The following is a 26,344-nucleotide window of genomic DNA, read 5'->3' as shown; positions in this document are numbered from 1 at the left end:
TGGCCGCTCGTTTTGGTTTAGGAAGTCAATCTCAATGACCAAGGTATATAACTTTTGTGCAGGTCCGGCCATGTTGCCAGAGCCTGTGATGCAGCAAGCTCAAAGTGAGTTCTTAGACTGGCGCGGCCATGGCTGTTCGGTCATGGAACTCAGCCACCGCAGCAAAGATTTTGTGGCGTTGGCGGAAAAGGCCGAAGCCGACTTGCGCGAACTATTGCAGGTGCCAGATAACTATAAGGTACTGTTTACCCATGGGGGCGGTCGGGGCCAGTTTGCTGCCGTACCGCAGAACCTGTCACACGCCAATGATAAAGCTGATTATCTGGTTACCGGCTCCTGGTCTAAGGCGGCGGTAAAAGAAGGGGAACGCTTCTTACACCCGTCGGTGGTCGCCGAGCAAAGCGAACACGAGGGGCTTAAGGGTATCCCGGACAGCGCCCGCTGGCAGTTAGATCCGGCAGCAGCCTTTTTCCATTATTGTGACAATGAAACGGTCGACGGTATCGAACTGGACTTTGTGCCGGATACCGGCAGTGTGCCTTTAGTCGCCGATATGTCATCCAATATCTTGTCCCGGCCTGTGGATGTGAGCCGTTTTGGCGTGATTTACGCCGGTGCGCAGAAAAACATCGGCCCTTCGGGATTATCGGTGGTGATTGTGCGCGAGGACTTATTGGATAAAGCCCGTCAGGATGTTCCTTCCATTTTGCATTATCAGACGCTTGCCGAACACGGTTCCATGTTCAATACGCCGCCCACCTATGCCTGGTATCTGGCCGGACTGGTATTCGAATGGCTGAAAGAGCAGGGGGGCGTGGAGACTATGGAAAAGTTGAGCCAGAAGAAGTCAGCGCTGCTGTATCAGGCCATCGATGGTTCAGACTTTTATGTTAATCGTATTGTGCCTCGCTATCGCTCGCGGATGAATATTCCGTTTCAGCTTGCAAAGCCGGAGTTGGATAACGCGTTTCTGTCTCAGGCTGAGGCGGCTGGACTGAAAGCCCTGAAAGGTCATCGAAGCGTCGGCGGAATGCGCGCTTCTATCTATAACGCCATGCCTTTGGAAGGTGTTCAGGCTTTAGTGGACTTTATGCAAGATTTTGAAAAGAGGATGGGCTGATGGAACAACTGACACTCAAGCCCATTGCGCGCATTGATGGCACGGTAAATGTTCCCGGGTCCAAGAGCCTGTCGAATCGAGCCTTGCTGCTGGCGGCTCTGGCGTCGGGGGAGACGACGCTGACCAACCTGCTCGACAGTGACGACATTCGTCATATGCTGGCAGCCTTAAAACAGCTCGGTGTGGATTATCAGCTGAGTGAGGATAAGACCCGTTGCACCGTTACGGGGTTAGGCGGTGCGTTTAAGGTATCCACGCCGCAGAGCCTGTTTTTGGGTAACGCGGGGACCGCCATGCGCCCCCTGTGTGCAGCATTGGCAGCCTCTGTTGGAGAGTTTGAGCTGACTGGCGAGCCACGTATGGAAGAGCGCCCCATCGGCGCTCTGGTCGATGCCTTACATCAGGCTGGTGCGCAGATTGACTATCTGAAAAACGATGCCTATCCGCCGCTGAAGATTGCCGGACAGGGCCTTAAAGGCGGCCATATTCAGGTAGATGGCAGTGTTTCAAGCCAGTTTTTGACCGCGGTTTTAATGGCTGCGCCGCTGTTTGAAGATACCACCGAGATCGAGATTGTTGGTGAGCTGGTGTCCAAACCTTATATCGACATTACCCTGGATACCATGGCCAAATTCGGCGTTCAGGTAAACAATCACGACTATCAGCGCTTTGAGATCTCAGGCGGACAGACTTATCGTTCACCAGGGCAGTTTCTGGTAGAAGGCGATGCCTCGTCGGCGTCTTATTTCCTGGCCGCCGGTGCGATTAAAGGCGGTACCGTTAAGGTGACCGGTATTGGCAGTGACAGTATTCAGGGCGATAAAGACTTTGCGTTGGTACTGGAAAAAATGGGCGCTGAGATCCAGTGGGGGCCGGATTATATTCAGGTGACCGGTGCGCCGCTCAAAGCCGTAGATATGGATATGAATCATATTCCCGATGCGGCCATGACCATTGGGACAGCGGCTCTTTTTGCAGAAGGTAAAACCGCCATTCGTAATATTTATAACTGGCGAGTCAAGGAGACCGACCGGTTGGCCGCCATGGCGGCAGAACTTCGAAAAGTGGGCGCTGAGGTGATTGAAGGCGAGGACTTTATCGAGATAACGCCGCCCGAGGCGATTAAGCACGCCGCTATTGATACCTATAACGATCATCGCATCGCCATGTGCTTTTCTCTGGTGGCCTTGTCCGACACAGCGGTGACCATTAACGATCCGGGCTGCACCGCTAAGACCTTTCCCGACTACTTTGAACGGCTAAAAACGATCTGTCACGAACGTTGAGCTGGATCAGGCAAATGGTAACAAGGTGTTGCTTGCATTGCTTTAGGTGAGTGAAGGCGTATAATTGCGCGCGATTTTAAGCCACTCATTAGCTTTATGGGAGAAAGCATGCAAGCAGCACCTGTCATCACCGTTGATGGCCCCAGCGGCGCAGGCAAAGGAACGCTCAGCACCAGTTTGGCCAAGCATTTAGGCTGGCATTTTCTCGATAGCGGTGCCATCTATCGGGTGCTCGCTGTCGCCTCTATTCACCATCAGATCGACCCTACCGATGAACAGGCATTGTCGCCTCTGGCAGCAGGGCTCGACGTGCATTTCGAAGCCTCTGAAGAGGGGACTCGTATCGTACTGGAAGGAGAGGATGTGACCGACTCTATCCGTACTGAAGAGGTCGGGGCTGTGGCTTCTCAGGTGGCGTCTCTGCCTCAGGTTCGTGAGGCTCTGTTACGTCGTCAACGTGGTTTTCGCGATGAGCCGGGACTGGTCGCCGATGGCCGCGATATGGGCACCGTCGTGTTCCCCTCGGCGGAGGTCAAGGTGTTTTTGACCGCCAGCGCGGAAGAACGGGCCGAGCGGCGCTATAATCAGTTGAAAGAGGCGGGGCACGATGTTAGCATTGACCGCCTTTTGGCCGACATAAAAGCCCGCGATGAACGGGATATGAACCGTTCAGTAGCCCCTTTGGTGCCGGCTGAAGATGCCTTAGTGCTGGATTCTACCGAACTCAGCATTGAGCAAGTCTTTGATGCGGTTTTGGCTCATGCCGAGAATCGCTTGTCAAAAGACTGAAACTGGCAGGAAACGCCTGAAAAAAGGAAAGATCAGGCCAATTTGAACAACCCCACATTAGCGGGAATGCTGAGTGGATGTCCATTTAAGTTTATTTCTTATCATTATGACTGAAAATTTTGCAGAACTTTTTGAAGAAAGTTTAAAACAGCTTGAGACTCGTCCCGGTTCCATCGTAAAAGGAACTGTGGTTGCAATCGATAAAGACATCGTCCTGGTTGACGCGGGTCTTAAGTCTGAGAGTGCCGTACCGGCCGACCAATTCAAAGGCGCCGATGGAGAATTGGAGATCGCCGTGGGCGATCAAGTCGATGTGGCACTGGACGCGGTAGAAGACGGTTTCGGTGAAACCATTCTGTCCCGCGAAAAAGCCAAGCGTCATGAAGCTTGGTTGGAGCTGGAAAAAGCTTACGAAGACAAAGAAACCATTAAAGGTGTGATCAACGGTAAGGTGAAAGGTGGTTTCACCGTTGAAGTGAACTCCGTTCGCGCCTTCCTGCCAGGCTCTTTGGTTGACGTGCGTCCTGTGCGTGACACCACTCACCTGGAAGGTAAAGAGCTTGACTTTAAAGTGATCAAGCTGGATGCCAAGCGCAACAACGTTGTTGTTTCTCGTCGTGCGGTTATCGAAGCAGAGAACAGTGCTGAGCGTGAACAACTGCTGGCCACTCTGGAAGAAGGTCATGAAGTTAAGGGTATCGTTAAGAACCTGACCGACTACGGTGCGTTCGTTGACCTGGGCGGCGTAGATGGCCTGCTGCACATCACTGACATGGCTTGGAAACGCGTTAAGCACCCAAGCGAGATCGTCAATGTGGGCGACGAGATTCAGGTTAAAGTATTGAAGTTTGACCGTGAGAAACAGCGCGTTTCTCTGGGTATGAAGCAAATGGGTAACGATCCTTGGACTGATATCTCCGAGCGTTATCCAGAAGGCACTAAACTGACCGGTCAGGTCACAAACCTGACAGACTATGGCTGCTTCGTTGAGATCGAAGACGGCGTAGAAGGTCTGGTTCACGTGTCTGAAATGGATTGGACCAACAAGAACATCCACCCCTCTAAAGTGGTTAACCTGGGTGATTCTGTTGAAGTTATGGTTCTGGAAATCGACGAAGAACGTCGTCGTATTTCTCTGGGTCTGAAACAGTGCAAGCCAAACCCTTGGGAAGAGTTTGCTAAGTCTCACAGCAAAGGCGACAAGGTTACTGGTAAGATCAAGTCCATCACCGATTTCGGTATCTTTATCGGCCTGGAAGGCGGTATCGATGGTCTGGTACACCTGTCTGACATCTCCTGGAATAAGCCAGGCGAAGAAGCTGTTCGCGACTACAAGAAAGGTGACGAGATCTCGGCCATCGTTCTGCAAGTCGACCCTGAGCGTGAGCGTATTTCTCTGGGTGTTAAACAGATCGAAGAAGATCCGTTCAATAACTATCTGGCAGAAAACAAGAAAGGTACTATCGTTACAGGTACAGTGAGCGCTGTTGATGCCAAGGGTGTGACGGTGAAACTGGCTGAAGAAGTGGAAGGCTACATTCGTGTTGCTGACCTGGCCACTCATCGCATCGAAGACGCCAGCACTGAAGTGAGTGAAGGCGAAAGTATCGAAGCGAAGGTTGTGGGTGTGGATCGTAAGAACCGCAACATCAGCCTGTCTGTCAGAGCCAAAGACCAGGCCGAAGAGAAAGAAGCCATTGAGAAAGTGAACCAGCAAGACGATTCTGGTTTCTCTAACGCGATGGCCGAAGCCTTTAAAGCAGCGAAAGGCGAAGAGTAATGATGTAGGAGGCCACGGCCTCCTCGTCGATGCCACGGCTTAGAGAGGTTGCTATGACCAAATCCGAATTGATCGATAGACTGGCTTATAAAGCCAGTCATATGGCGGCAAAGGATGTCGAATCGTCCATTAAGGAATTACTGGAAATGATGGCTCAGACTCTGCAAAAGGGTGACCGCATTGAGATTCGTGGGTTTGGCAGCTTTTCATTGCATTATCGCGCACCGCGCGTAGGCCGGAATCCGAAAACGGGGGAAAAGGTGGAGTTAGACGGCAAGTACGTCCCCCACTTTAAACCCGGCAAAGAACTTCGGGAGCGTGTCGACAGCATTGCTGAATAACTCGCAAAGATAGTAAAAACGGCATTCCTCAGGAGTGCCGTTTTTTTATCGTTTCTGATAACCTATAGTCTAGCCAACGGACCGGAGTGACCCTTGAAAGCGATACTGACCCTGCTTATTGCCGTAATGGTATTTATTATCGCCCTGGCGTTGGGGGCACAGAATGATCAACTGGTCAGTGTCAATTACCTCATTGCCCAGTCAGAATTACGCCTTTCCAGTCTGATGGCGGTATGCTTTTTCTTCGGTGTAATAGTCATGGCCGTTTTCAGTACCCTCCTGGCCATGCGATCCAAATGGAAAGCCTTACGCCAGAGTCATAAGACCAGCCACGCCGACAAGGATTCGTAGACCGGTCTCATGCTTGAGCTTCTGTTTTTACTTTTACCCGTTGCCGCAGGCTACGGCTATGTGATGGGTCGTAACAGTGTGCGACAGGCTCAGCGCAAGCAATCCAAACTGCTATCCAGACATTACTATAAAGGACTGAATTTCCTGCTGTCTGATCAGCCGGATAAAGCTGTCGATACCCTTATTAAGATGATCGATGTCAACAGCGATACGGCCGAAACCCATATCGCCATGGGTAATTTTTTTCGCCATCGTGGTGAGTTAGACCGAGCTATCCGGCTGCACCAGAACCTGGTCGAAAAAGTGCAACTGAACCAGTCGCAAAGAGAAACAGCGCTCAAAGAGCTGGGACGGGACTACTTACTGGCCGGTTTTTTGGAACAGGCTGAAAACGTGGCGTTGCAGTTGCTCGACAGTGACAAGTACTATCTGGACGCACAAAAGCAACTGTTTAGTATCTACCAGACCACCAAAGAGTGGGAGAGGGCGATAGAGCTGGCCGAAAAGATGGCACAGCACCATGGTGATTCGGCGGAGCTATGCCAAAGGCTGGCGCATTTTTATTGTGAACAGGCAACAATCGATTGGCGCAAAGGAGATGTCAGTAAAGCGGAGAAAGCACTGCAAAAAGCGGTACTAGCCGATGAACGTGCCATTCGTCCTTGGTTGATCATGGGCAAGATAGCTCTCGAGCAGAATAACCCCGTCACCGCGATGAGCTACCTGGAAGAAGTCCCTCGTCGCGATGTGGACTGGCTGTCTGAAGCGATTCCGTTGATGACCCGTTGTGCTGGACAGGATGCTCAGGCGAAGGAATCGCTCAGGCATATACTGGACAGCTATCATGAGCAGTGTGCCACGGCCTATCTGGCCAGGGTGGAGTTAATGGCTGAGGAGGGACAGGAGTCTGAGGCGGTGGAATTTTTACTGCGCCAGTTGCGCCAGCATCCCACCATGAAAGGTTTTTATAATTTGATGGCGATACTGAGCCGTCGTGATGGCAACGGTGAGGTAGACCAAACACTTAGCTTGTTGCAGGAGCTGGTCCGGGAACAGTTACAACAGCGCCCTACCTACCGATGCACTTCCTGCGGCTTCTCTGGGCGGCAGGTATATTGGCTGTGTCCGTCTTGTAAACACTGGGGTGTGGTCAAACCCATTAAAGGCTTAGATGGAGAATAAACTTGAAAGAACCCAAGGTATTAATCGCACTGGATTTTGATGATAAGGACAAGGCTCTCGCTTTTGTCGACCAGTTATCTCCGGATGAATGCCGCCTGAAAGTCGGCAAGGAGATGTTTACCTATTTTGGTCCGGATTTTGTTAAGGCTCTGGTGGACCGAAACTTCGATGTGTTTTTGGATCTGAAATTTCACGATATTCCCAATACGGTGGCCAAAGCGGTGACGGCCGCCGCCAAACTGGGGGTCTGGATGGTTAATGTCCACGCCAGTGGTGGCAGCCGCATGATGCAGGCAGCGGTCGAAGCGTTAAACGTTTTTGGCGGGCAGCGGCCTTACCTTATTGGGGTCACGGTGCTGACCAGTATGTCGGAACAGGATTTGGCCGAAACGGGCGTCAGTGCGTCACCCAAGGAACAGGTACGACATTTGGCTAAGCTGGCTCAGGACGCGGGATTGGACGGTGTTGTTTGTTCGGCGCAGGAAGCGGCGATCCTGAAAGAGGATTTGGGCACTCAGTTTAAGCTGGTCACTCCCGGGATTCGTCCTGTCGGCAGTGCACAAGGTGATCAGCGCCGGGTGATGACGCCGCCTGAGGCCATGGAAGCCGGTGTGGACTATATGGTGATTGGTCGCCCGATTACCCAGGCAGCCGATCCTGTACAGGCGTTAAAGGCCATTAATCAGTCTATCGCCTAGGTCGGCAAAGAAGATTTACCCATTAAAAAAGGGCTGCCTACGGGCAGCCCTTTTTGGTCACAGCTCAGAAGCGTTTAACTGTCCTGGCTAGCCGGGTTGGTTGCCGGGGCTGATGCCTGACTGCGTCCCTTACTGCCCAAGGCCACCAGACCTGAGATTTCAAACTCGGGGCGGGCGTCATTGGCGATGCCGGTAATTTGTATCGAAGGCAACTCGCCCTCCACTGACTCAGGGCGAGTCATGGGGCGAGAGACAAAACGCGCCGGCACTCGTTCTTTGCGTTCAGTACCGGAAGCTTTTCCATTGCTTTCAGCTTTGGCTTTTGATGCGTCAGATGCCTTGTCGACCGTCACCTCAGAAGGCTGCTCCTCTGACTCGCTAAACAGCGGTGCCTGCTGCTCGTCGGGAGCCTGAGTGTCGTCGGTCTTCTGGGGCTCAGCCTGGGCGGCTGCACTCGTCTCTGTCTCTGCCTGAGCTACAGGTTCTTCTTCTGACTTATTGGCAGGTGCCTCGGGTGTCGCTTCCGGCTTAGTAGGCTCCAGCGCAAATTCGCCCTGTTCAGGCTGGGTATCAGTCTCAGCAGTTTGAGTACTTGAGCTCGCCTTTGCATCTGGTTTGGCCGGGGAGGGAGCTTGCTTAGACTCTACTTCAGAAGCAGGGACTTGCGGTTTGCTCTCCACTTGAGACGCCTGCTCACTGGCGGAAGGCTCTGCCTTCTCAGACTGAGCTTCGGCTGACGTTTCGGTGTCCTGAGGTTGCTGCTCTTTACGGCGACGCTGTCCCGATGCCCGTGCATGACGAGGACTACGGCGGCTTCTGTTACGGCCGCTGTCTTTGCTCTCGTTGCTTTCTGCCTGAGTGTCGTTGCCTTGCTGAGCCTGAGTCTCAACCTGTTCAGTTTGGGTTTGAGTGGCCTGAGGCTCGGTCACTGCCGCGTTTTCTTTCTTGGCTGGCGCAGGCGTGTTGACTTCTGTGTCAGTGCTCTTGGCCTCTACCGCTTGGCTGGCGGTCTCTGCGTCAGTTTGAATGCGCACCGAACGGCGACGATCCCGACGCTGACGGCGTTCCACATTCTGTTGCGCCTTACTCTTTTGCTCGGCGTTCTTCGGGCCTTGTTCTGGTTTGTTATCGGTTTTTGGCGCCTGGTCTTTTTTGTTAGACCGGTTTTGAGGCTTCTTCGGCTCCGCCTTGTCTTTGGCGGGACCGGCTTTTTTCTCTGACGCAGGTTTCCGGCGGTTGTCCTTATTGCCACCCTTATTATCTTGCTGGCGACCACGGCCACCACGGTTGCCTTGTTGTTGACGGCCGCCGCGGCGGCGCTGCTGACCGCGTCCATTTCCGGAGTCTGTAGAGGACGACTGCGTGGACTCTTCCGATTCCAGCAGAGACTTCAGCCATTTGACAATTCGGTCAAACAGGGAAGGCTGCGCCACCTGAGGAGCGGCTTTTTTGGGCGCTGTCATACCCTGCAACGCAGGCTCTTCACGCTTTTTGGCCATTTCAGATGGGGTGCTGGCACTCGGCTCAGGCGCTTCCTTATCCAACTCCAGGTTGTAGCTGGCCTCGGTGATCACTTCATCGGAGCGCAGGCGGGACACGCGGTAGTTGGGGGTTTCCAGATTCGGGTTAGGGATGATCAGCAAACTGACATTGTGACGATTTTCGATGCCTCGTACCGAGTCGCGCTTTTCATTCAACAAGTAGGTAGCCACGGATACGGGCACCTGAGCTTCGATTTGGCCGGTGTTTTCCTTAATGGCCTCCTCTTCCAGTAAGCGCAATACGGATAACGCCAAAGATTCGGTTCCACGAACCGTGCCATGGCCCTTACAGCGGGGGCAGACATTGGAGGCTGACTCACCCAGTGACGGACGCAGGCGCTGACGGGACATTTCCAACAGACCAAAACGGGAAATACGACCCAGCTGAACTCGTGCTCTGTCCTGACGGACGGCGTCATTCAGACGCTTTTCCACTTCTCGTTGGTGGCGCACCGGGCTCATATCGATAAAGTCGATAACAAACAATCCGCCCAGGTCGCGCAGACGTAGCTGGCGGGCGATTTCGTCCGCGGCTTCCAAGTTGGTATTCAGTGCCGTTTCTTCAATGTCGCCGCCTTTGGTGGCGCGCGAGGAGTTAATATCGATGGAGGTCAGGGCTTCGGTCTGATCGATAACGATGGAACCGCCAGAGGGTAAGCGCACTTCCCGTTGGAAGGCTGACTCGATCTGACTCTCTACCTGATAGTGATTGAACATGGGCACATCGCTGATGTAGCGCTTAACCCGTTGCGCAAAATCGGGGCGGACCAGTTCGATATGCTGCTGTGCCAGGTTGTAGACCTTCTCGTTGTCGATCAGAATCTCGCCGATATCGCGGCGCAAATAATCACGAATGGCGCGCACGATGACGTTGCTTTCCTGATGGATCAGGAACGGCGCCGAGCGGGACTTAGATACTTCCTCAATGGCCTGCCAGTGGGTCAGCAATACACTCAGATCCCACTCGAGCTCTTCGTAGGATTTACCCACACCGGCCGTACGAACGATCAGTCCCATGCCGTCGGGCAGTTTCAGCTTGTTTAAGGCACTTTTAAGTTCGGTACGCTCATCCCCCTCAATGCGTCGGGAGATTCCGCCGGCGCGAGGGTTGTTGGGCATTAATACCAGATAGCTGCCCGCGAGGCTGATAAAGGTGGTCAGGGCCGCGCCTTTCTGGCCGCGCTCTTCCTTATCAACCTGTACAATGACTTCCTGACCTTCTTTAATCACTTCTTTAATGTTGGGGCGACCATCGAAGGTGTAGTTTTTGGGGAAGTAAGTGCGGGCGATTTCTTTTAAGGGGAGGAAGCCGTGGCGGTCGGCGCCATAATCGACAAAGGCGGCTTCGAGACTGGGCTCGACTCGGGTGATTTTGCCCTTGTAGATATTGGCTTTTTTCTGCTCATGACCGGGACTTTCAATGTCTAAATCGTAAAGCTTCTGCCCATCTACCAGGGCAACACGCAACTCTTCTTGTTGAGTTGCATTGATTAGCATTCTTTTCATATTTTGTGACTCGATACTTTTTAAGTTCGGCCACTGTCGAAGATGGAGCGACGTTCAGGCATAAGGGCGCAGTCTCCCGACTGTACTGCGGCTGAGACCAGTGCTTTAAATATACTGCGTTGTCATACGTCACCTGATACTAAGCATCAGATGACCAAAAAACTGGGTTCGTTCTGTCTTCGCAAGTGACCGTTAATATTCTAATTAAACAATCCTGCTGCGGGGCCTTGAGATGCCACTCTTCCTAAACTGTTACACTCTTCAGGACAGGCATTTTTCTCGGTTGACCGTGTTGGGTAAGCGCCCAAAGCCCGGCGAATACAATGATTCAATGTTGCTTTTTTTATCGCTGCGCCCTCGCATTTTGAAGGCGTGGCTATAAGCCTAGTGATTATCGCATTAATTCTCAACCTAGCGCAATAGAATAAATGAGTGTCGGGGAGAGACTAAAATAGGATAAAATAGACCGTGTTATGACAGATTCTAGTTTCTCAAAAGTTCAGTTTATCAAGGTCACTGAGGCCGCCGATGGGCAAAGAATTGATAATTTTTTGCGTACTTTGGTAAAAGGTGTGCCGAAAAGCCTGATTTATCGCATTTTGCGCAAAGGTGAAGTGCGGGTGAATAAAAAGCGCGTCAAGCCAGACTACAAGTTATGCCAGGATGATGAAGTGCGCGTGCCACCGGTAAAAGTGCCAGAACGCCCAGAATTGCCCTCAGCCAACTTAGAGGTGGTCTCTAACCTCAAGCACCAAATTCTCTATGAAGATGAGACCCTGCTAGTCGTTAACAAACCTTCCGGTATGGCGGTGCACGCTGGCAGTGGAGTCAGTTTCGGCGTGATAGAAGCCTTACGTTCATTGCGGCCCAGTCAGACATTTTTAGAGTTGGTTCACCGGCTGGACCGGGACACATCAGGCTGCTTACTGGTGGCCAAAGACAGGCCTACTTTAAAGTCTCTGCACCGTCAGCTGACCGAAAAACAGGTAGACAAGCGTTATCAGGCTCTTGTTGAAGGCCAGTGGCCCGACGCCCGTCACAAAGTTCGCGCGCCATTGCGGAAAAACACCCTGAAGTCGGGGGAACGATTGGTGGCGGTTACCGCCGACGGCAAAGACTCGGAAACCGAATATCAGGTACTGGAACGTTTCGATGGCGCGACCCTGGTAGAGGCCTTTCCGGTCACCGGGCGCACCCACCAGATCCGGGTTCATTGCCAGCACGCCGGGCACCCTATTGGTGGCGACCCTAAATACGGCAGTGATTCGTTCAATGTACGCTGTCAGGAATGGGGGTTACAACGACTTTTTTTACACGCTCACAGCATCAGCTTTCTCCACCCCAAACGGGAGACCACCCTGCGCTGTGAAGCGCCGCTGGAAGCATCACTACAACGAGTATTAGAGGAGTGTCGCCGTTCATGAGTGACTATCGGTTAGTAATTTTTGATTGGGACGGCACTCTGATGGACTCGGCGGGCCGCATCGTCAGCAGCGTGCAGGCAGTAGCGAAGCGACTGGAACTGCCCGTGCCCGACGACGAGGCGGTTAAAGAGATCATTGGCATCAGCTTAGGACCGTCTTTAAAGCGGTTGTTTGGTGAATTGCCAGAGGCTCGGATGGAGCAGTTGGTTTCCGCTTACCGGGACGAATATGTGGAATTGAATACTACGCCTACGCCCTTATTCAACGGCGTGCCGGAACTCTTGACCCGGCTTCACGGTGAGGGACGTACTCTGGCCGTCGCCACCGGCAAGGCCCGTCGCGGGTTAAAGCGGGTCTGGCAGCAGACCAATACCGGCCACTTCTTTCATGGTTCACGCTGTGGTGATGAGACCGAATCCAAACCCCATCCACAGATGCTGGAGCAGTTATTGGAAGAGCTGGATGTGCCGGTTCACCAGGCGGTGATGATCGGCGATACGGTACATGATATGAAAATGGCGGAAGCCATCGGCATGGACCGCATCGGAGTCAGCTTCGGGGCGCATCATCCTTCGCGACTGGAATCCCACAAGCCTAAGGCTATCGTGGATAATATAGATCAGCTCGCCGCGCTGCTGGTCAATTAGGCGGTTAATACATCCACGCCTTCATTGGCCAGCATCTGGGTCAGGCGAATCAGCGGCAGTCCCACCAGGGTATTGGGATCGTCGCTGTGGATGGCAGAAAACAAGCTGATGCCAAGTCCCTCACACTTAAAGCTTCCGGCGCACTGGAAAGGGGTTTCTTTATCAATATAAGCGGTAAGCTGTTGCTCGGTCAGGCGGCGGAATACGACCTCTACCGGCTCTACCGCTGTCTGACAGTTTCCGGAATTACTGTTGAGCAGGCAAAGTCCTGTATAAAAATGCACTCGCTTGCCGTTGGCCAGCCGCAGTTGAGCCAGCGCCTTGTCCCGTTCCCCCGGTTTACCCATGATCTGATCATCGATGACCGCCACCTGGTCAGAACCGATAACCAGTGAGTGAGGCGCATTGGCGGCGATGGTCTCGGCTTTTTGGCGAGCCAGCCGTTCCACCAGGGCCTGGGGGGATTCACCGGCAACAGGGGACTCATCAATGTCCGGGCTTTGACACCGGAACGTTATACCCAGTTTGTTCAGCAGTGACTGACGGAACGGCGAACTCGAAGCCAGTATCAGTTCCATTTAGAGCTCCAATAAGGGATTTGTTTCCGGGCTCAGTTTAACATAGCCCGCCACAAAACGGCGCTGGGCAGTGGCCAGAGGGCAGATTTTCTTTGACTAACGCCTTGACTGGCTATATCATGCGCGCCCTATGCAGAAAGTGAAACTGCCAAAGCAGCTCGACCCTTTTAAAAATGCCGTTAAGCGCTCCGATTACGATGGAGTGCTAGAGGTTAAGGATATGTCGCGTTTGCATGAGGCAGCCGCTGCGGTGGAAGACGATGTGTCGGTCAATGTTCGATTTGATAAAGACGCGCAGGGTCTGGCATTTTTCGACGGCACGTTGACCACCAAAGTATCGCTTATCTGTCAAAGGTGTAATGAATCCTTTGTTTATCCGGTTTCGGTGTCGTTTTGTTTCTGCCCGATTCGGAGTGACAGTGACCTGGATGAATTACCGGAGCGTTATGAACCGGTGGAGGTCGACGACCATGGAAATGTCGATCTGCTCAAACTGTTCGAAGACGAACTGATTTTGTCATTGCCCTTGGTGGCCCTGCACGCAGAACAGGATTGCCAGATACGCAGTGACGAAATGAGTTATGGGGAGGTCGAACCGGTGGATGACAATCCAAACCCATTTGCGGTTTTGAAAGAACTAAAGCGAGATCAGGAGTAGGTAATGGCCGTACAACAGAATCGTAAAACCCGTTCTAAGCGTGGTATGCGTCGTTCGCACGATGCGTTGACTGCGGAAACTCTGTCTGTCGATTCCACGTCAGGCGAGACGCACCGTCGTCATCACGTCACCGCTGACGGTTACTATAAAGGCAAGAAAGTCATCGCTAAGTAACGCGAGTTGACATTGAGCCGTCTAACCATTGCGTTAGATATGATGGGGGGCGATCATGGCCCCCCTGTTACTGTTAATGCTGCCGTTCGTGCAGTAACAGATTCCCCGAATTTACAATTGTTGCTCTGTGGCGATCGCCCACAGCTTGAAGAGCAGCTCAAAAACTATTCCAATTACCCTGAAGAAGCCTTAATTCTGGTGCACACCGAGCAGGTAGTGACCATGGATGATAAGCCCAGCTCGGCGCTGCGCAACAAGCCCCGCTCGTCTATGAGAAAGGCGTTGGAGCTGGTGCAAAGCGGTGAAGCTGATGCCTGTGTCAGTGCCGGCAATACCGGTGCCTTGCTGGCCATGGCCTACTATGAGTTAAAAACCTTGCCGGGCATCGACCGACCCGCCTTGATATCTTCGGTGCCAGCCCAGAACCACAAAAAAGTGTTTTTATTGGATCTGGGCGCCAATGTGAGCTGCGACTCTGAAATCCTGTTTCAGTATGCGGTGATGGGCTCGGTGATGGCCGAAGAAGTCGAAGGCATCGCTCAACCCAAGGTGGGGCTTTTGAACGTGGGCGAAGAGCAGATCAAGGGCAATGATGTAGTCAAACACACCGGCCAGATCCTGTCTTCCCTGCCCAGTTTAAACTACATAGGCTACATCGAAGGTGGGGATATCTTTTCCAATAAAGCCGATGTAGTCGTGACGGATGGCTTTGTGGGTAATGTGGCGCTGAAAGCCTGCGAGGGCTTGGGCAAATTTATTATCAGCGAAGTGAAAAGGCTCTCACAAAAGAATTTGTTTACCCGTCTGATGGCGCGGCTGTCGCTACCGCTATTGAAAAAGATCTACAACAGGGTGAACCCCGACCAGTATAACGGGGCAAGTTTGATAGGATTGCGCGGCATTGTCGTCAAAAGCCATGGGAATGCGTCCAGTGATGCATTTTTGTACGCCATCCAAGAAGCCGTACATGAGGTGGACAGACAAGTACCAACAAAAATTAAAGACAAAATCGAACGTCTGTTAATGGAAAGGCCTTAATCTTTATGTATTCAAGAATTATTGGTACCGGGAGCTATTATCCCAGCCAGATTCGCACCAACGCGGATCTGGAAAAAATGGTGGATACCAGCGACGAATGGATCACCGAGCGCACCGGCATTAAGGAGCGCCGTATCGTTGGCGACGATGAAAATGTAGCCACTATGGGTGCCGAAGCCTCTCGCCAGGCCATTGAAGCGGCGGGTATCGACGCTAAATCCATCGATATGATCCTGTGCGCCACCACCAGTCATGACAAGGCGCTGCCCAGTGCCGCCTGTGACATTCAGAAAATCCTCGATCTTGATGGCATTCCAGCGTTTGATATTGCCGCTGCCTGTGCCGGCTATTGCTACGCGCTCAGCGTCGCGGATCAGTACATCAAATCTGGCATGTGCAAACGTATTCTGGTGGTGGGCAGTGATACTCTGTCGCGCCTGATCGACCCTAAGGATCGCACCATGATCATCCTGTTCGGGGATGCCGCCGGTGCCACGGTTATCGAAGCCAGTGAAGAGCCGGGCATTTTGTCCACTCATATTCACGCGGCGGGATCGCACGGTGACCTGCTCTATGTCGGTAACCCAACCCGGGGCGAAGAGGCATCTGTGCATGACAACTGGGGGGTGATGAAAGGTAACGAAGTATTTAAAGTGGCTGTTACCAAACTCAGTGAAGTGGTTGAGCAGACTCTGGCAGCCAATAACATGGCGAAGTCGGATCTGGATTGGCTGGTGCCGCACCAGGCCAACTACCGCATTATCAAGGCGACCGCTAAGAAGCTGGAAATGCCCATGGAGCAGGTGGTACTAACCCTGCCATATTTTGGTAATACTTCGGCAGCGACCGTGCCTACGGCACTGGACACCGCGATTCGAGATGGCCGCATACAACGCGGGCAGAACTTGTTGCTGGAAGCCTTCGGCGGCGGTTTCGCCTGGGCCTCGGCACTGGTTCGATACTGATCTGACAAAGGCTGCCGTTCCGGCGGCCTTTTTACTCAAGTAGACTACTCTCTATAAGAACTTAAAACAGGAGCAAGACATGTCTGAATTGGCACTGGTCTTTCCCGGGCAGGGCTCACAAACGGTGGGAATGTTGACCGAGTTAGCCGAACGCTACTCTCAGGTGCAGGAGACCTTCGAACAAGCCAGTGAAGCCCTTGGTTATGATCTCTGGGCCCTGGTCCAGAATGGACCGGAATCACAGCTCAACGAAACCCATCGCACTCAACCGGCGCTATTGACCGCCAGTGTCGCTATCTGGCGTATCTGGCAGGCCGAAGGTGGCGCGAAGCCTGCCATGATGGCCGGTCATAGCTTAGGTGAGTATTCGGCGCTGGTGTGTGCCGGGGTACTGGATTTTACCGATGCGGTGAAGCTGGTAGAAAAGCGCGGCCAGTTAATGCAGCAAGCGGTCCCCGCGGGTGTGGGCGCCATGGCCGCTATCATCGGTTTGGATGACGACAAAGTGAAAGCGGCCTGCCAGCAAGCAGCAGAAGGCCAGGTGGTGTCGGCGGTCAACTTTAACTCTCCCGGCCAGGTGGTCATCGCTGGCAATAAAGAGGCCGTAGACCGGGCGGTGGTATTGTGTAAAGACACCGGCGCCAAACGAGCGCTGCCTTTGCCGGTGAGCGTGCCATCTCATTGCGCTCTAATGGAGCCGGCGGCACAGGAACTGGCAGACGCGCTGAAGCAGGTAACCTTTAACAGCCCTGACATTCCGGTGGTGAATAATGTGGATGTAGCGGTGGAATCCGATGGGGATCGCATTCGCGATGCCCTGGTGCGCCAACTGTACAGTCCGGTACGTTGGACCGAGAGCGTTCAGTTTATGGCCGGTCAAGGCATCAGTACACTGGCCGAAACCGGACCAGGAAAAGTACTGACAGGCCTGGCACGTCGTATCGATAAGTCACTGGCGGCCACGGCCATCAATACTCCGGATAGCTTAAAATCATTATTGGAAAAAGGTGAATAAATGGCACAATTGGACGGACAAATTGCCCTGGTAACCGGCGCGAGCCGTGGTATCGGCAAGGCCATTGCTCAGGCATTAGCGGAGCAGGGCGCAACGGTTATCGGCACTGCGACCTCAGAGAAAGGCGCTCAGAGTATCTCCGACTATCTGGACGGCAAGGGCAAAGGTATGGTGCTGAACGTCAATGACGAAGGCCAACCCGACGCTTTATTGAAGGATATTAAAGCCGAATTTGGCGATCCTCAGATATTGGTTAATAATGCGGGCATCACTCGTGACAACCTTATGATGCGAATGAAGGACGACGAGTGGGACTCTATTATTCAGACTAACCTGACAGCGATCTTTAGACTGTCTAAAGCCGTATTGCGGGGTATGATGAAAAAGCGTCAGGGTCGGATCATTTCCATCGGTTCGGTCGTCGGCAGTGCCGGCAACCCAGGCCAGGCCAACTACGCAGCGGCCAAGGCCGGTGTGATTGGCTTTTCTAAGTCCCTGGCCCGGGAAGTGGCTTCCCGTGGGGTCACGGTTAATGTCGTGGCGCCAGGTTTTATCGACACGGATATGACCAAGGCCTTGAACGACGAACAGCGCGAGGCCATCTTTAAGGATGTTCCGGCGAACCGTTTGGGCCAGCCGGAAGAGATCGCTTCCACAGTGGCGTTTTTGGCCTCGCCTGGGGCAGCCTATATCACGGGTGAAACCATCCATGTGAACGGCGGCATGTACATGAGCTAATTGCAGTAATTTGTATCGATTTGCTATTAAAATGGGTACAATTGCTTTGAAAATAATATTTTTTAAATTTATGCTAGACTGTGGTTAGACCAGCAAAAAACTTAATGCTTCGGCTTGCAAGGCCAGCTTTTGCTGAATAAACTACCCGCAAATTTGTTATCTAGCGTTACTTAAGGGAAAACAAAAACTATGAGTACTATCGAAGATCGCGTTAAGAAAATCATTGTTGAACAGCTTGGCGTGAAAGAAGAAGAAGTAAAATCCGAAGCCTCTTTCGTTGACGACCTGGGCGCTGACTCTCTGGACACCGTTGAACTGGTAATGGCGCTGGAAGAAGAGTTTGACACCGAGATCCCAGACGAAGAAGCTGAGAAGATCACCACGGTTCAATCAGCGATCGACTATATCAACGCTCACAAAGACGCGTAAGTAACACCGAATTTGTAAAAAACGGCTCTGCAGAGCCGTTTTTTTTGTACCTACCTGAAAAATCCTTTGTAGTCGGAGGCCATTGTGTCTAAACGTCGTGTTGTCGTTACCGGTCTTGGCATGTTGTCACCCCTGGGCTTAGATACCCAAACCAGCTGGCGTAATGTATTAGCAGGCAAAAGCGGTATTGGGGATATAACCCGGTTTGATGTGAGTGATTTTGCCACCCGTTTTGCGGGCGAAGTTAAAGACTTTGATGTCGAACAGTACATGTCCCGCAAGGAGAGCAAGAAAATGGATCTGTTTATCCAGTACGGCATCGCCGCGGGTAAACAGGCTCTGGCGGACTCCGGGCTGGACATTAACGAAGCCAACGCCAAGCGTGTTGGTGTGGCTATCGGCTCTGGTATTGGTGGCTTAGGCCTTATCGAGGAAAACCACAAGAAACTGCTTAACAGCGGCCCGCGTAAGATGTCGCCGTTTTTTGTGCCTTCTACCATCACTAATATGATCTCCGGCTTCCTGTCGATTATGGAAGGTCTGAAAGGACCTAATCTGAATATCGTCACCGCCTGTACTACGGGGGTGCATAACATCGGTGTGGCGGCGCGCAATATTGCCTACGGCGATGCCGATGCCATGTTGGCCGGTGGTGCCGAGGCGGCGATTACGCCGTTAGGGTTAGGCGGTTTCGCTGCCGCCCGCGCGCTGTCCTCTCGTAATGACGATCCTCAGGCGGCCAGCCGTCCGTGGGACAAAGACCGTGATGGTTTTGTCATGGGTGAAGGCGCCGGTGTGGTCATGCTGGAAGAGTATGAGCATGCCAAGGCCCGTGGCGCGACCATTTATGCCGAGCTGTCCGGGTTTGGCATGAGCGGCGACGCTTTCCATATGACCTCGCCGCCTGAAAACGGGGAAGGTGCGGCCGACGCGATGGAAAATGCCCTGAACGACGCTCAGATTACTCCCGGGCAAGTGGGGTACATCAATGCCCACGGCACGTCGACGCCGGCTGGCGATATTGCCGAGGTGCGGGCGGTACATTCGGTGTTTAAAGATGCGGCCAAAGATGTTCTGGTCAGTTCTACCAAGTCTATGACCGGTCACTTGCTGGGCGCGGCAGGCTCGGTGGAAGCCATCTTCACCATGTTGGCGCTGCGCGATCAGGTCGCTCCGCCAACGATTAACTTAGAGACTCCCAGCGAAGGCTGCGATCTGGACTTTGTGCCCGGTCAGGCTCGCGATGTGAGCATGGAGTATGCCTTGTGTAACTCCTTTGGCTTTGGCGGGACCAACGGCTCCTTGCTGTTTAAGAAAATCTAAGGTGTTGCAATTGCCGATAAAAGCCTGTTTCCTGTGGGAAGCAGGCTTTTTTATGTGATGACTTATGGCGATCATTAACGGACAACCAGACAACCAAATTCCCATCACCGATCGCGGGTTTAACTATGGCGACGGTGTGTTTACCACCGCGGTGGTGGAGAACGGCCAGCTACAGCACTGGCCACTGCATCAACAGCGCCTGGCCGAAGGCCTGAAGCGCCTGAGGATCCCCTTCGAACACTGGCCTTCGCTGCTCGATAGCATCAAGTTGCAAGCTATGGCCCATCGTCAAGCGGTGATGAAAATCATCATTACCCGCGGCAGTGGCGGACGCGGCTATACGCCGCCAAAGGAACCCCAGCCGAACTGGGTTATCTCGGTGCATGACTTTCCCGAAAAATACGTAAGCTGGCGAGAGCAGGGCATTGAGCTGGGTCTCAGTGCCGTCAAGCTTGCTAAGCAGCCTTTGTTGGCAGGCATTAAACACCTCAACCGCCTCGAACAGGTATTGGTTCAACAGGAACTGCAGGATAAACCCTATGCCGACGCGCTGGTGTGTGACACCGATGGGGTAATGGTGGAAACGGCCATGGCCAATCTGTTCTGGTGCAAGGACGATGACTGGTTTACACCCGAGTTAAGACAGGCCGGGGTGGCCGGTGTAATGCGCCATCGAGTGCTCGCCGCCATGCATCAGCAGGGCATCGACTGCTATCCGGTGCGCCAGATGCCGATGATGCTTGAGCAGGCCGACAGCGCCTTTATCTGTAACTCGGTGATGGGACGGGTGCCGGTGGTTCGGTTTCAGGGACAGGACTTCGACCGGGAGCGGTACGAACAGCTAGAGGAGCGGCTGAATCTTGACTAAGTTACGTTGGCTCGGGCTTGTGGCCCTGGCGTTATTGCTGGCCGGCGCTATGAGCTATCAATGGCTAGAGCGCCAGTGGTCGGCGTCTTTACCGGTTGATGAACCTCAGCTGATTACGGTGGCTAAGGGCGAATACGCCGACGCTATCCTGGGGCGGCTTAAGAATAAACAGTGGCTCCCCCGGCCCTGGATGGCCAAGATCTGGCTACGGCTTAACCCCAAGCAGGCCCAGATTAAGGCGGGCACCTATGAAGTGACACCTGGGATGAGCCTCAAAGACCTGTTCGTCCGTCTGGCGGCGGGCGATGAAAAACAGTTTGCCATCACCCTGGTGGAAGGCCTGCAGTGGCGGCAGTGGCGGGAAAGCCTGCTGGCCGATTCACGGCTCAATAGCCAGGGTTTTAATGAGCAGCAACTGATCGCACAGCTTAGCCTCCAGGGCGATAGCCTGGAAGGCCAGCTGATGCCGGATACTTACCATTTTACCCATGGTACCTCAGTAACCGATCTGGTACTCCGCGCCTATGAGCGGATGCAGGCCTATCTAAATACTCAGTGGCAGCAGCGTCAGGTTGGTTTGCCGTTGGAGAGTCCCTACCAGGCACTGATCCTGGCGTCCATCGTCGAAAAAGAAACCGCACTGGCCGAAGAACGGCCGTTGATCGCTGGGGTCTTTATCAATCGCTTGCGCCGCAATATGCGCCTGCAGACCGATCCTACGGTGATTTATGGCATGGGCGAGGCATTTGACGGCAATATCCGCCGCGCCGACCTGCGCCGAAAAACGCCGTACAACACCTATGTGATCAAAGGCCTGCCGCCCACGCCCATTGCCATGGTGGGTCGCGAAGCCGTCGACGCCAGTTTGCATCCGGCTGACACTCAGGCGCTGTATTTTGTGTCCCGCAACGACGGCAGCCATGTGTTTTCCACAACCCTTGCCGATCACAACGCCGCGGTGAGAAAATACCAGCTTAACCAAGAGTAATCCCAGCTATGTCAGCAGCAAAATTTATCGTTATCGAAGGCTTGGAAGGCGCGGGCAAGAGCTCCGCCGTGGCCGTGGTGAAAGACTGGATTGAGCGTCAGGGCCATGACCTGGTGTGTACCCGTGAGCCAGGCGGTACGCCAATGGCCGAGGCTCTGCGCGATTGCGTTAAGGGTCACTGGCAGGAAACGGTCACCGCCGAGGCGGAGCTGATGATCATGTATGCGGCCCGGGTCCAGTTGCTGGAAAACGTCATCAAACCCGCCTTGGCAAACGGTCAGTGGGTGTTGGGCGATCGCCACGACCTGTCCTCTCGCGCCTATCAGGGGGGGGGGCGTGAGTTACCTGACGCTATGCTCGACAGCCTACGTCACATCAGCCTTAAAGGCTTTGAGCCGGACCTGACTCTGTATCTGGATATCGATCCGGCCATTGGCCTGCAGCGGGCGCGTCAGCGTGGCGACCTGGATCGCATCGAACAGCAGCAGATTGACTTTTTTAACCGCACCCGGGCGCGCTATCTCGCGCTTGCCGGGCAGGATGACAAGATCGTCACCATCGATGCCAGCCAGCCTATGGACGAGGTTCATCAGGCCATCCGAGGCGTGCTTGAAACGAGGTATTTATGAATCCTTGCCTGCCATGGTTTCAGACTCAGTTTGACCAGCTAGCCAGGCAGCGACAAAGCGGCCAGCTGCATCATGGTTTGCTACTGCAAGCCTCACCGGGCAGCGGGCAGGGCGACTTTGCCCGTAGTTTGGCCGCGTTATTACTCTGTCAACAATCGGGTGATCGTCCCTGTGGGCAGTGTCAGTCCTGTAAGCTGTATCAGGCCGGTTCACACCCGGATTTTATCGAGTTAGAAAGCGACAAGGCCATCGGCGTGGATCTGATCCGCGAAGGAATCGGTAAGCTGACCGGCACCTCGCAGCTGTCCGGCGCTAAGGTGCTGATTCTGCATCACGCCGATGCCATGACCGAATCGGCCAGTAATGCGCTGTTAAAAACCCTGGAAGAGCCGACCGCCAATACCTACTTGATTCTGACCAGTACCAGCTTAGAAGGGCTGTTACCCACCATTGTAAGCCGTTGCCTGAAAGTACGCCTGCCAACCCCCAGCCGGGCTCAGACTGAAAACTGGCTGAACGGTCAGGGGTTGATGCCCGAGTCCGAGATATTATCGTCTTTGTATGGCTCGGCTCCCATGACCCTAAAGCATTTGGTGGAGCAGGGGGAGGCCAGCCGTCTGGATGATTTTATTGCTCAGCTTGAGCGGGTGTTAAACGGCCAGCAAAGCCCCCTGAGCCTTGCCAATGACTGGCAGGACAAAGCCTCAGATACGGTGGCCTGGCTCGAACACTGGGCCCGCCAGCAGGGTCGGCTCGACCCGGAACTGCATCAGCGTTGTGTGGCGGCTCGCCGTCAACTGATGTCTGCCGGGGCCAATAAGAGCCTGATCCTTTATCACCTGCTGGGTGTTTTAATTTCTCAATCTCAAACTACAGGAGCCTGATTTGTTAGTTGATTCTCACTGCCATTTGGACCGCTTGGACAAAGACCCATCGCAATTACATGAGGTGATCCAGGCCGCCACCGATGCCGGTGTGGAGCACCTGCTTTGTGTCTGTGTGGCCGTTAATGATTACGAGACCATGCTGGATAAGGTGAAAGCCTATGACAATGTGTCGGTATCCTGCGGGGTACACCCCCTGCATCAGGAAGACGCCTGCAGTTACGATGAGCTGATTCGCTATGCCTGCCGCGATGAGGTGGTGGCCATTGGCGAGACCGGGCTGGATTATCACTACAGCCCCGAGAGTAAAGCGGTGCAGATTCAGTCGTTTATCGACCATATTAAGGTGGCAAATGAGACCAATAAGCCGCTGATTATTCACACCCGCGATGCCCGCGAAGATACCATCGAACTGTTAAAGCAACACAAAGCCGACCATACCAAAGGGGTACTGCATTGCTTTACCGAGAGCCTGGAAATGGCTGAGGCCGCCATGGAAATGGATTTTTATATTTCCATCTCCGGTATTGTGACCTTTAACGGTGCTAAGGAACTTAAACAGGTGGTTAAGGCCTTACCTATAGAGCGACTGTTGGTTGAGACCGACTCGCCCTGGTTGGCGCCGGTGCCACACAGAGGCAAGCAAAACCAGCCCGCTTACGTTAAAGAGGTGGCGCAGTATATTGCCGACTTAAAGGACATCCCCCTGGAGGAGTTAGCCCGGATCACCACGGATAATTTTTACCGACTGTTTGATCGAATCGAGCGCTCACACGTTTGATAAGGCAGTTCTAAACGTAACTTACACAACAAAACAACAATATGATGATGCCCTACACACAACCCCAGGTGGCCCGCACTCTGGTAATGGTGCCACCGCTTCACTTTGCGTATAACAACCAAACCGGCAAGGATAACGCCTTTCAGCAGCGCCTGACTCTGTCACAGGAAGAGGTGCGCGGACAGGCGATGGCCGAGTTTTCGAACATGGTGGACACCCTCAGAGGCCACCATATCGATGTGGTGGAAATGGCAGTGCCCGCCGACAGGCCCAAAACCCCGGATGCGGTGTTTCCCAACAACTGGTTCACTACTGGTGCTGACGGTGAACTGAGCCTGTTTCCCATGGCCACCGAAAACCGCCGCCAGGAAGTGTATCCCGACTGGCTCCAACAAAGCCTGCTCAGACATGGTTTTACCATCAGTGAGACTCGCGATATACGCGATCAGGCCGCGCCTGGCGTGTACTTAGAAGGCACAGGCGCACTGGTGTTTGACCATATCCATAAACAGGCTTATGCGGCCATCTCGCAGCGTTGCCACCGCCAGCTCGGTGAGCGGTATGTGACTGAGCTGGGTTATCAGTTTCAGGCGTTCGAGACCCAAACCCAATCCGGTAAGCCGGTGTATCATACCAATGTAATGATGAGCATTGGCGAGCGTTTTGCGGTGGTCTGCCCGGATGTGATCGAGGCCGGGCGCCGCGACGAGGTGATTGCCTCTCTGGCCGAACAGCGCGAGCTGATATTGCTGTCGGAAAACCAGATCAACCAGATGTGTGGCAATGTACTGGAAGTGGAGAACGAGGACGGTAAGCGCTACCTGCTGATGTCGCAAACCGCTTATTACGGCTTTACCGAGCGTCAGCGCCAGACACTCAGCCAATACGCCACTATATTGCCCATCGCTGTGCCCACCATTGAGCAGGTGGGCGGCGGCAGTGTGCGCTGCATGGTGGCCGAGGTCTTTCTGCCCAAAAAGCAGGCAGTCACCGCCAAAGCCAGTTAGGCGTTAAGGCCTGTTTATCTCTTGCCGACGAGCAGGGAAGGTAAACGGGCTCTTTAGTCCCTTTAAATGGTAAGGTTTTTTCTATACAATGCGCGCCGCTTGCCAGTACGAATAGGTTGCTGGCAGGCGGTCGTGGTGTGCCCGCACACCGGTTGTTCATGCTCTGGTTTTACGTTCCAGACCGCATAGAGGAAAAATCATGTCTCAGTACGTTGTATGTGCGCTGTATAAGTTCGTCACCCTGGACGATTTCGAAGCCCTCCGTCAGCCCTTGCTGGAAACCATGGAAAGCCATGGCATCAAAGGCACCTTATTGCTCGCCAAAGAAGGCATTAACGGCACCGTTTCGGGCAGCCGTGAAGGTATCGATAGCCTGCTGGCCTGGCTGAACGCCGATGAGCGGTTAAACCCCATCAGCTATAAAGAATCCTATGACGAAGAGCAGCCGTTTCATCGCACCAAGGTGAAGCTGAAAAAAGAGATCGTCACCATGGGCGTAGAAGGCATCGATCCGCGTAAAACCGTGGGTACCTACGTAAAGCCCAGCGAATGGAATGATCTGATTTCCGATCCCGAGGTGATGCTGATCGACACCCGCAACGACTATGAGATTGAGATCGGCACCTTTAAACGCGCCATCAATCCCAATACCGACACCTTCCGCGAATTTCCCGAGTATGTGGAAAAGACCCTGGATAAGAACAAGCATAAGAAAGTGGCTATGTTCTGCACCGGCGGCATCCGTTGTGAAAAGTCCACCGCCTACTTAAAAGAGCAGGGCTTTGAAGAGGTGTATCACCTGGAAGGCGGCATCCTGAAGTACCTGGAAGAGGTGGATAAGGACGAGTCCCTGTGGGAAGGCGACTGCTTTGTGTTCGATAACAGGGTGGCGGTAAACCACGACCTGGAACGGGCCGGTTATGACCAGTGCTACGCCTGCCGTTTGCCGATTACCGAGGAAGACAAGCAGAGCGACCAGTTCGAGCGCGGTGTATCCTGCCCCCGATGCTATGGCACACACAGCGACGAGCAGATTGCCCGGTTCCGCGAGCGTGAAAAGCAGGTACAGCTGGCCCGTCAGCGTAACGAAGAGCATGTCGGCTCAGACGCCCGCAAAGCGATGGAACAGCGCCGCCGCCAGAAAGCCGCCGAGCAGCGTGCCCGTGACCTGGCCGCCCAACAAGGCCAAAGCAAGGCGTAAACTACTAGACAGCCTTAATACGACCCCGTTACACTGGTTTTATTATGGGCGCGTAAGCATCAGCGACGTGCCGGAGTATCCAGTTAGCGGGGTTTTTAGTATGACCGAACAACAAGCACTCACCGAGCAGCAGGTGGCTCAGGTAAAAGACGAATTCAACTTCTTCGACCGTGACGATAACGGCCGGATCGACCTGGAAGAATTTACCGAACTGCTCACCGCATTATCCCCCAAAACCAAAGACGCCGCCGTGGCCGAAGCCTTTTCCATGATCGACGAAAACGGCGATGGTCATATCGACTTCGATGAATTTCTGGCCTGGTGGCAACAGGGGTGGTGGGAGTACTAAGCCCTCCGGCGGTAGGCCACCGCCATCACCTGTCGCCCTGAATTGATTTCAGGG

General features: G+C 53.6%; 28 protein-coding genes. 26 read left to right on the top strand and 2 right to left on the bottom strand.

Annotated elements, in window-relative coordinates:
- Positions 1-34 precede the first annotated feature (34 nt).
- The 8 genes from serC (at position 35) to pyrF (ending at position 7,547) form a co-directional block, all read left to right on the top strand.
- Positions 35-1,120: a 3-phosphoserine/phosphohydroxythreonine transaminase gene (gene serC / locus HMF8227_RS07795; RefSeq protein WP_109339646.1), complete on the top strand. Its 1,086-nt coding sequence runs from the start codon at positions 35-37 to the stop codon at positions 1,118-1,120.
- Positions 1,120-2,406 (top strand): 3-phosphoshikimate 1-carboxyvinyltransferase, encoded by a 1,287-nt coding sequence (aroA, locus tag HMF8227_RS07790; RefSeq protein WP_109339645.1) that lies wholly within the window; start codon positions 1,120-1,122, stop codon positions 2,404-2,406. The genes serC and aroA overlap by 1 nt, the downstream gene beginning before the upstream one ends.
- Before the next feature lie 108 nt (positions 2,407-2,514).
- A complete protein-coding gene (cmk, locus tag HMF8227_RS07785; RefSeq protein ID WP_109339644.1) occupies positions 2,515-3,195 on the top strand; it encodes a (d)CMP kinase in 681 nt (226 codons plus the stop codon).
- Positions 3,196-3,301: 106 nt separating this feature from the next.
- Positions 3,302-4,975 (top strand): 30S ribosomal protein S1, encoded by a 1,674-nt coding sequence (rpsA, locus tag HMF8227_RS07780; RefSeq protein ID WP_109341042.1) that lies wholly within the window; start codon positions 3,302-3,304, stop codon positions 4,973-4,975.
- Between the two features lie 53 nt (positions 4,976-5,028).
- Complete coding sequence (ihfB, locus tag HMF8227_RS07775; protein WP_109339643.1) at positions 5,029-5,316, top strand: integration host factor subunit beta; 288 nt, start codon at positions 5,029-5,031, stop codon at positions 5,314-5,316.
- 93 nt (positions 5,317-5,409) lie between these two features.
- Positions 5,410-5,667 carry a LapA family protein gene (locus HMF8227_RS07770; protein WP_109339642.1) on the top strand — a complete coding sequence of 86 codons (258 nt, stop codon included), beginning with the start codon at positions 5,410-5,412 and terminating at the stop codon, positions 5,665-5,667.
- Between the two features lie 9 nt (positions 5,668-5,676).
- Positions 5,677-6,849 carry a lipopolysaccharide assembly protein LapB gene (gene lapB, locus HMF8227_RS07765; protein ID WP_109339641.1) on the top strand — a complete coding sequence of 391 codons (1,173 nt, stop codon included), beginning with the start codon at positions 5,677-5,679 and terminating at the stop codon, positions 6,847-6,849.
- Positions 6,846-7,547, top strand: a complete 702-nt coding sequence (pyrF, locus tag HMF8227_RS07760) for an orotidine-5'-phosphate decarboxylase (protein WP_109339640.1) — start codon at positions 6,846-6,848, stop codon at positions 7,545-7,547. Before lapB ends, pyrF begins: the two co-directional genes overlap by 4 nt.
- Before the next feature lie 74 nt (positions 7,548-7,621).
- Here the strand turns inward: pyrF and rne are convergent, their stop codons facing one another.
- Entirely contained in the window at positions 7,622-10,594 is a 2,973-nt protein-coding gene (gene rne / locus HMF8227_RS07755) for a ribonuclease E (RefSeq protein WP_204101044.1), read from the bottom strand.
- Between the two features lie 473 nt (positions 10,595-11,067).
- Here rne and rluC point away from each other — a divergent pair, with 473 nt between their 5' ends.
- Both rluC and HMF8227_RS07745 read left to right on the top strand, forming a co-directional pair.
- Entirely contained in the window at positions 11,068-12,018 is a 951-nt protein-coding gene (gene rluC, locus HMF8227_RS07750; RefSeq protein ID WP_109339638.1) for a 23S rRNA pseudouridine(955/2504/2580) synthase RluC, read from the top strand.
- Positions 12,015-12,665: an HAD family hydrolase gene (locus HMF8227_RS07745; RefSeq protein WP_109339637.1), complete on the top strand. Its 651-nt coding sequence runs from the start codon at positions 12,015-12,017 to the stop codon at positions 12,663-12,665. Before rluC ends, HMF8227_RS07745 begins: the two co-directional genes overlap by 4 nt.
- On the opposite strand, the gene HMF8227_RS07740 is transcribed toward HMF8227_RS07745, so the two are convergent.
- A complete protein-coding gene (locus tag HMF8227_RS07740; RefSeq protein WP_109339636.1) occupies positions 12,662-13,243 on the bottom strand; it encodes a Maf family protein in 582 nt (193 codons plus the stop codon). The two genes, HMF8227_RS07745 and HMF8227_RS07740, sit on opposite strands and share 4 nt — an antisense overlap.
- Positions 13,244-13,373: 130 nt before the next feature.
- Between HMF8227_RS07740 and yceD the strand changes: the two genes are divergently transcribed.
- The 16 genes from yceD (at position 13,374) to HMF8227_RS07660 (ending at position 26,290) form a co-directional block, all read left to right on the top strand.
- On the top strand, positions 13,374-13,901 hold the full coding sequence (gene yceD / locus HMF8227_RS07735; protein ID WP_109339635.1) for a 23S rRNA accumulation protein YceD: 528 nt from the start codon (positions 13,374-13,376) through the stop codon (positions 13,899-13,901).
- 3 nt (positions 13,902-13,904) lie between these two features.
- Positions 13,905-14,075: a 50S ribosomal protein L32 gene (gene rpmF / locus HMF8227_RS07730; RefSeq protein WP_109339634.1), complete on the top strand. Its 171-nt coding sequence runs from the start codon at positions 13,905-13,907 to the stop codon at positions 14,073-14,075.
- A gap of 12 nt (positions 14,076-14,087) precedes the next feature.
- Positions 14,088-15,113 carry a phosphate acyltransferase PlsX gene (gene plsX / locus HMF8227_RS07725; RefSeq protein ID WP_109339633.1) on the top strand — a complete coding sequence of 342 codons (1,026 nt, stop codon included), beginning with the start codon at positions 14,088-14,090 and terminating at the stop codon, positions 15,111-15,113.
- 5 nt (positions 15,114-15,118) lie between these two features.
- Entirely contained in the window at positions 15,119-16,078 is a 960-nt protein-coding gene (locus HMF8227_RS07720) for a beta-ketoacyl-ACP synthase III (protein WP_109339632.1), read from the top strand.
- Between the two features lie 79 nt (positions 16,079-16,157).
- Positions 16,158-17,093, top strand: coding sequence for an ACP S-malonyltransferase (fabD, locus tag HMF8227_RS07715; protein ID WP_109339631.1), 936 nt, complete (start codon positions 16,158-16,160; stop codon positions 17,091-17,093).
- On the top strand, positions 17,094-17,831 hold the full coding sequence (gene fabG, locus HMF8227_RS07710) for a 3-oxoacyl-ACP reductase FabG (protein WP_109339630.1): 738 nt from the start codon (positions 17,094-17,096) through the stop codon (positions 17,829-17,831).
- 189 nt (positions 17,832-18,020) lie between these two features.
- Complete coding sequence (gene acpP / locus HMF8227_RS07705; RefSeq protein WP_109339629.1) at positions 18,021-18,260, top strand: acyl carrier protein; 240 nt, start codon at positions 18,021-18,023, stop codon at positions 18,258-18,260.
- 84 nt (positions 18,261-18,344) lie between these two features.
- Complete coding sequence (gene fabF, locus HMF8227_RS07700; protein ID WP_109339628.1) at positions 18,345-19,583, top strand: beta-ketoacyl-ACP synthase II; 1,239 nt, start codon at positions 18,345-18,347, stop codon at positions 19,581-19,583.
- A 64-nt stretch (positions 19,584-19,647) separates the two neighbouring features.
- A complete protein-coding gene (gene pabC, locus HMF8227_RS07695) occupies positions 19,648-20,451 on the top strand; it encodes an aminodeoxychorismate lyase (RefSeq protein ID WP_109339627.1) in 804 nt (267 codons plus the stop codon).
- Positions 20,444-21,439, top strand: coding sequence for an endolytic transglycosylase MltG (gene mltG / locus HMF8227_RS07690; protein WP_109339626.1), 996 nt, complete (start codon positions 20,444-20,446; stop codon positions 21,437-21,439). Before pabC ends, mltG begins: the two co-directional genes overlap by 8 nt.
- Before the next feature lie 8 nt (positions 21,440-21,447).
- Positions 21,448-22,068: a dTMP kinase gene (gene tmk, locus HMF8227_RS07685; RefSeq protein ID WP_109339625.1), complete on the top strand. Its 621-nt coding sequence runs from the start codon at positions 21,448-21,450 to the stop codon at positions 22,066-22,068.
- A complete protein-coding gene (gene holB / locus HMF8227_RS07680) occupies positions 22,065-22,952 on the top strand; it encodes a DNA polymerase III subunit delta' (protein WP_109339624.1) in 888 nt (295 codons plus the stop codon). The genes tmk and holB overlap by 4 nt, the downstream gene beginning before the upstream one ends.
- A gap of 1 nt (position 22,953) precedes the next feature.
- Positions 22,954-23,733: a TatD family hydrolase gene (locus HMF8227_RS07675; RefSeq protein WP_109339623.1), complete on the top strand. Its 780-nt coding sequence runs from the start codon at positions 22,954-22,956 to the stop codon at positions 23,731-23,733.
- A gap of 41 nt (positions 23,734-23,774) precedes the next feature.
- Positions 23,775-24,740: an arginine deiminase-related protein gene (locus HMF8227_RS07670; protein WP_109339622.1), complete on the top strand. Its 966-nt coding sequence runs from the start codon at positions 23,775-23,777 to the stop codon at positions 24,738-24,740.
- A gap of 199 nt (positions 24,741-24,939) precedes the next feature.
- Entirely contained in the window at positions 24,940-25,941 is a 1,002-nt protein-coding gene (gene trhO, locus HMF8227_RS07665) for an oxygen-dependent tRNA uridine(34) hydroxylase TrhO (RefSeq protein WP_109339621.1), read from the top strand.
- 100 nt (positions 25,942-26,041) lie between these two features.
- Positions 26,042-26,290: an EF-hand domain-containing protein gene (locus HMF8227_RS07660; RefSeq protein ID WP_109339620.1), complete on the top strand. Its 249-nt coding sequence runs from the start codon at positions 26,042-26,044 to the stop codon at positions 26,288-26,290.
- Positions 26,291-26,344: the final 54 nt, after the last annotated feature.

This window comes from Saliniradius amylolyticus (assembly GCF_003143555.1).
In the GTDB taxonomy this organism is placed as follows: Bacteria; Pseudomonadota; Gammaproteobacteria; order Enterobacterales; family Alteromonadaceae; genus Saliniradius; species Saliniradius amylolyticus.
Note: the sequence above shows the minus strand (reverse complement) of the source record. Positions and strands in the feature narration are given on the sequence as shown.

Bases quoted from the DNA above. Each gene is read 5' to 3' on its own strand.
- lapB (WP_109339641.1), top strand. From the start codon at position 5,677: ATGCTTGAGCTTCTGTTTTTACTTTTACCCGTTGCCGCAGGCTACGGC.
- acpP (WP_109339629.1), top strand. From the start codon at position 18,021: ATGAGTACTATCGAAGATCGCGTTAAGAAAATCATTGTTGAACAGCTT.
- tmk (WP_109339625.1), top strand. From the start codon at position 21,448: ATGTCAGCAGCAAAATTTATCGTTATCGAAGGCTTGGAAGGCGCGGGC.
- serC (WP_109339646.1), top strand. From the start codon at position 35: ATGACCAAGGTATATAACTTTTGTGCAGGTCCGGCCATGTTGCCAGAG.
- ihfB (WP_109339643.1), top strand. From the start codon at position 5,029: ATGACCAAATCCGAATTGATCGATAGACTGGCTTATAAAGCCAGTCAT.
- yceD (WP_109339635.1), top strand. From the start codon at position 13,374: ATGCAGAAAGTGAAACTGCCAAAGCAGCTCGACCCTTTTAAAAATGCC.
- HMF8227_RS07660 (WP_109339620.1), top strand. From the start codon at position 26,042: ATGACCGAACAACAAGCACTCACCGAGCAGCAGGTGGCTCAGGTAAAA.
- fabG (WP_109339630.1), top strand. From the start codon at position 17,094: ATGGCACAATTGGACGGACAAATTGCCCTGGTAACCGGCGCGAGCCGT.
- HMF8227_RS07720 (WP_109339632.1), top strand. From the start codon at position 15,119: ATGTATTCAAGAATTATTGGTACCGGGAGCTATTATCCCAGCCAGATT.
- HMF8227_RS07740 (WP_109339636.1), bottom strand. From the start codon at position 13,243: ATGGAACTGATACTGGCTTCGAGTTCGCCGTTCCGTCAGTCACTGCTG.
- HMF8227_RS07670 (WP_109339622.1), top strand. From the start codon at position 23,775: ATGATGATGCCCTACACACAACCCCAGGTGGCCCGCACTCTGGTAATG.
- rne (WP_204101044.1), bottom strand. From the start codon at position 10,594: ATGAAAAGAATGCTAATCAATGCAACTCAACAAGAAGAGTTGCGTGTT.
- HMF8227_RS07745 (WP_109339637.1), top strand. From the start codon at position 12,015: ATGAGTGACTATCGGTTAGTAATTTTTGATTGGGACGGCACTCTGATG.
- pabC (WP_109339627.1), top strand. From the start codon at position 19,648: ATGGCGATCATTAACGGACAACCAGACAACCAAATTCCCATCACCGAT.
- holB (WP_109339624.1), top strand. From the start codon at position 22,065: ATGAATCCTTGCCTGCCATGGTTTCAGACTCAGTTTGACCAGCTAGCC.
- aroA (WP_109339645.1), top strand. From the start codon at position 1,120: ATGGAACAACTGACACTCAAGCCCATTGCGCGCATTGATGGCACGGTA.
- fabD (WP_109339631.1), top strand. From the start codon at position 16,158: ATGTCTGAATTGGCACTGGTCTTTCCCGGGCAGGGCTCACAAACGGTG.
- trhO (WP_109339621.1), top strand. From the start codon at position 24,940: ATGTCTCAGTACGTTGTATGTGCGCTGTATAAGTTCGTCACCCTGGAC.
- cmk (WP_109339644.1), top strand. From the start codon at position 2,515: ATGCAAGCAGCACCTGTCATCACCGTTGATGGCCCCAGCGGCGCAGGC.
- rluC (WP_109339638.1), top strand. From the start codon at position 11,068: ATGACAGATTCTAGTTTCTCAAAAGTTCAGTTTATCAAGGTCACTGAG.
- rpsA (WP_109341042.1), top strand. From the start codon at position 3,302: ATGACTGAAAATTTTGCAGAACTTTTTGAAGAAAGTTTAAAACAGCTT.
- rpmF (WP_109339634.1), top strand. From the start codon at position 13,905: ATGGCCGTACAACAGAATCGTAAAACCCGTTCTAAGCGTGGTATGCGT.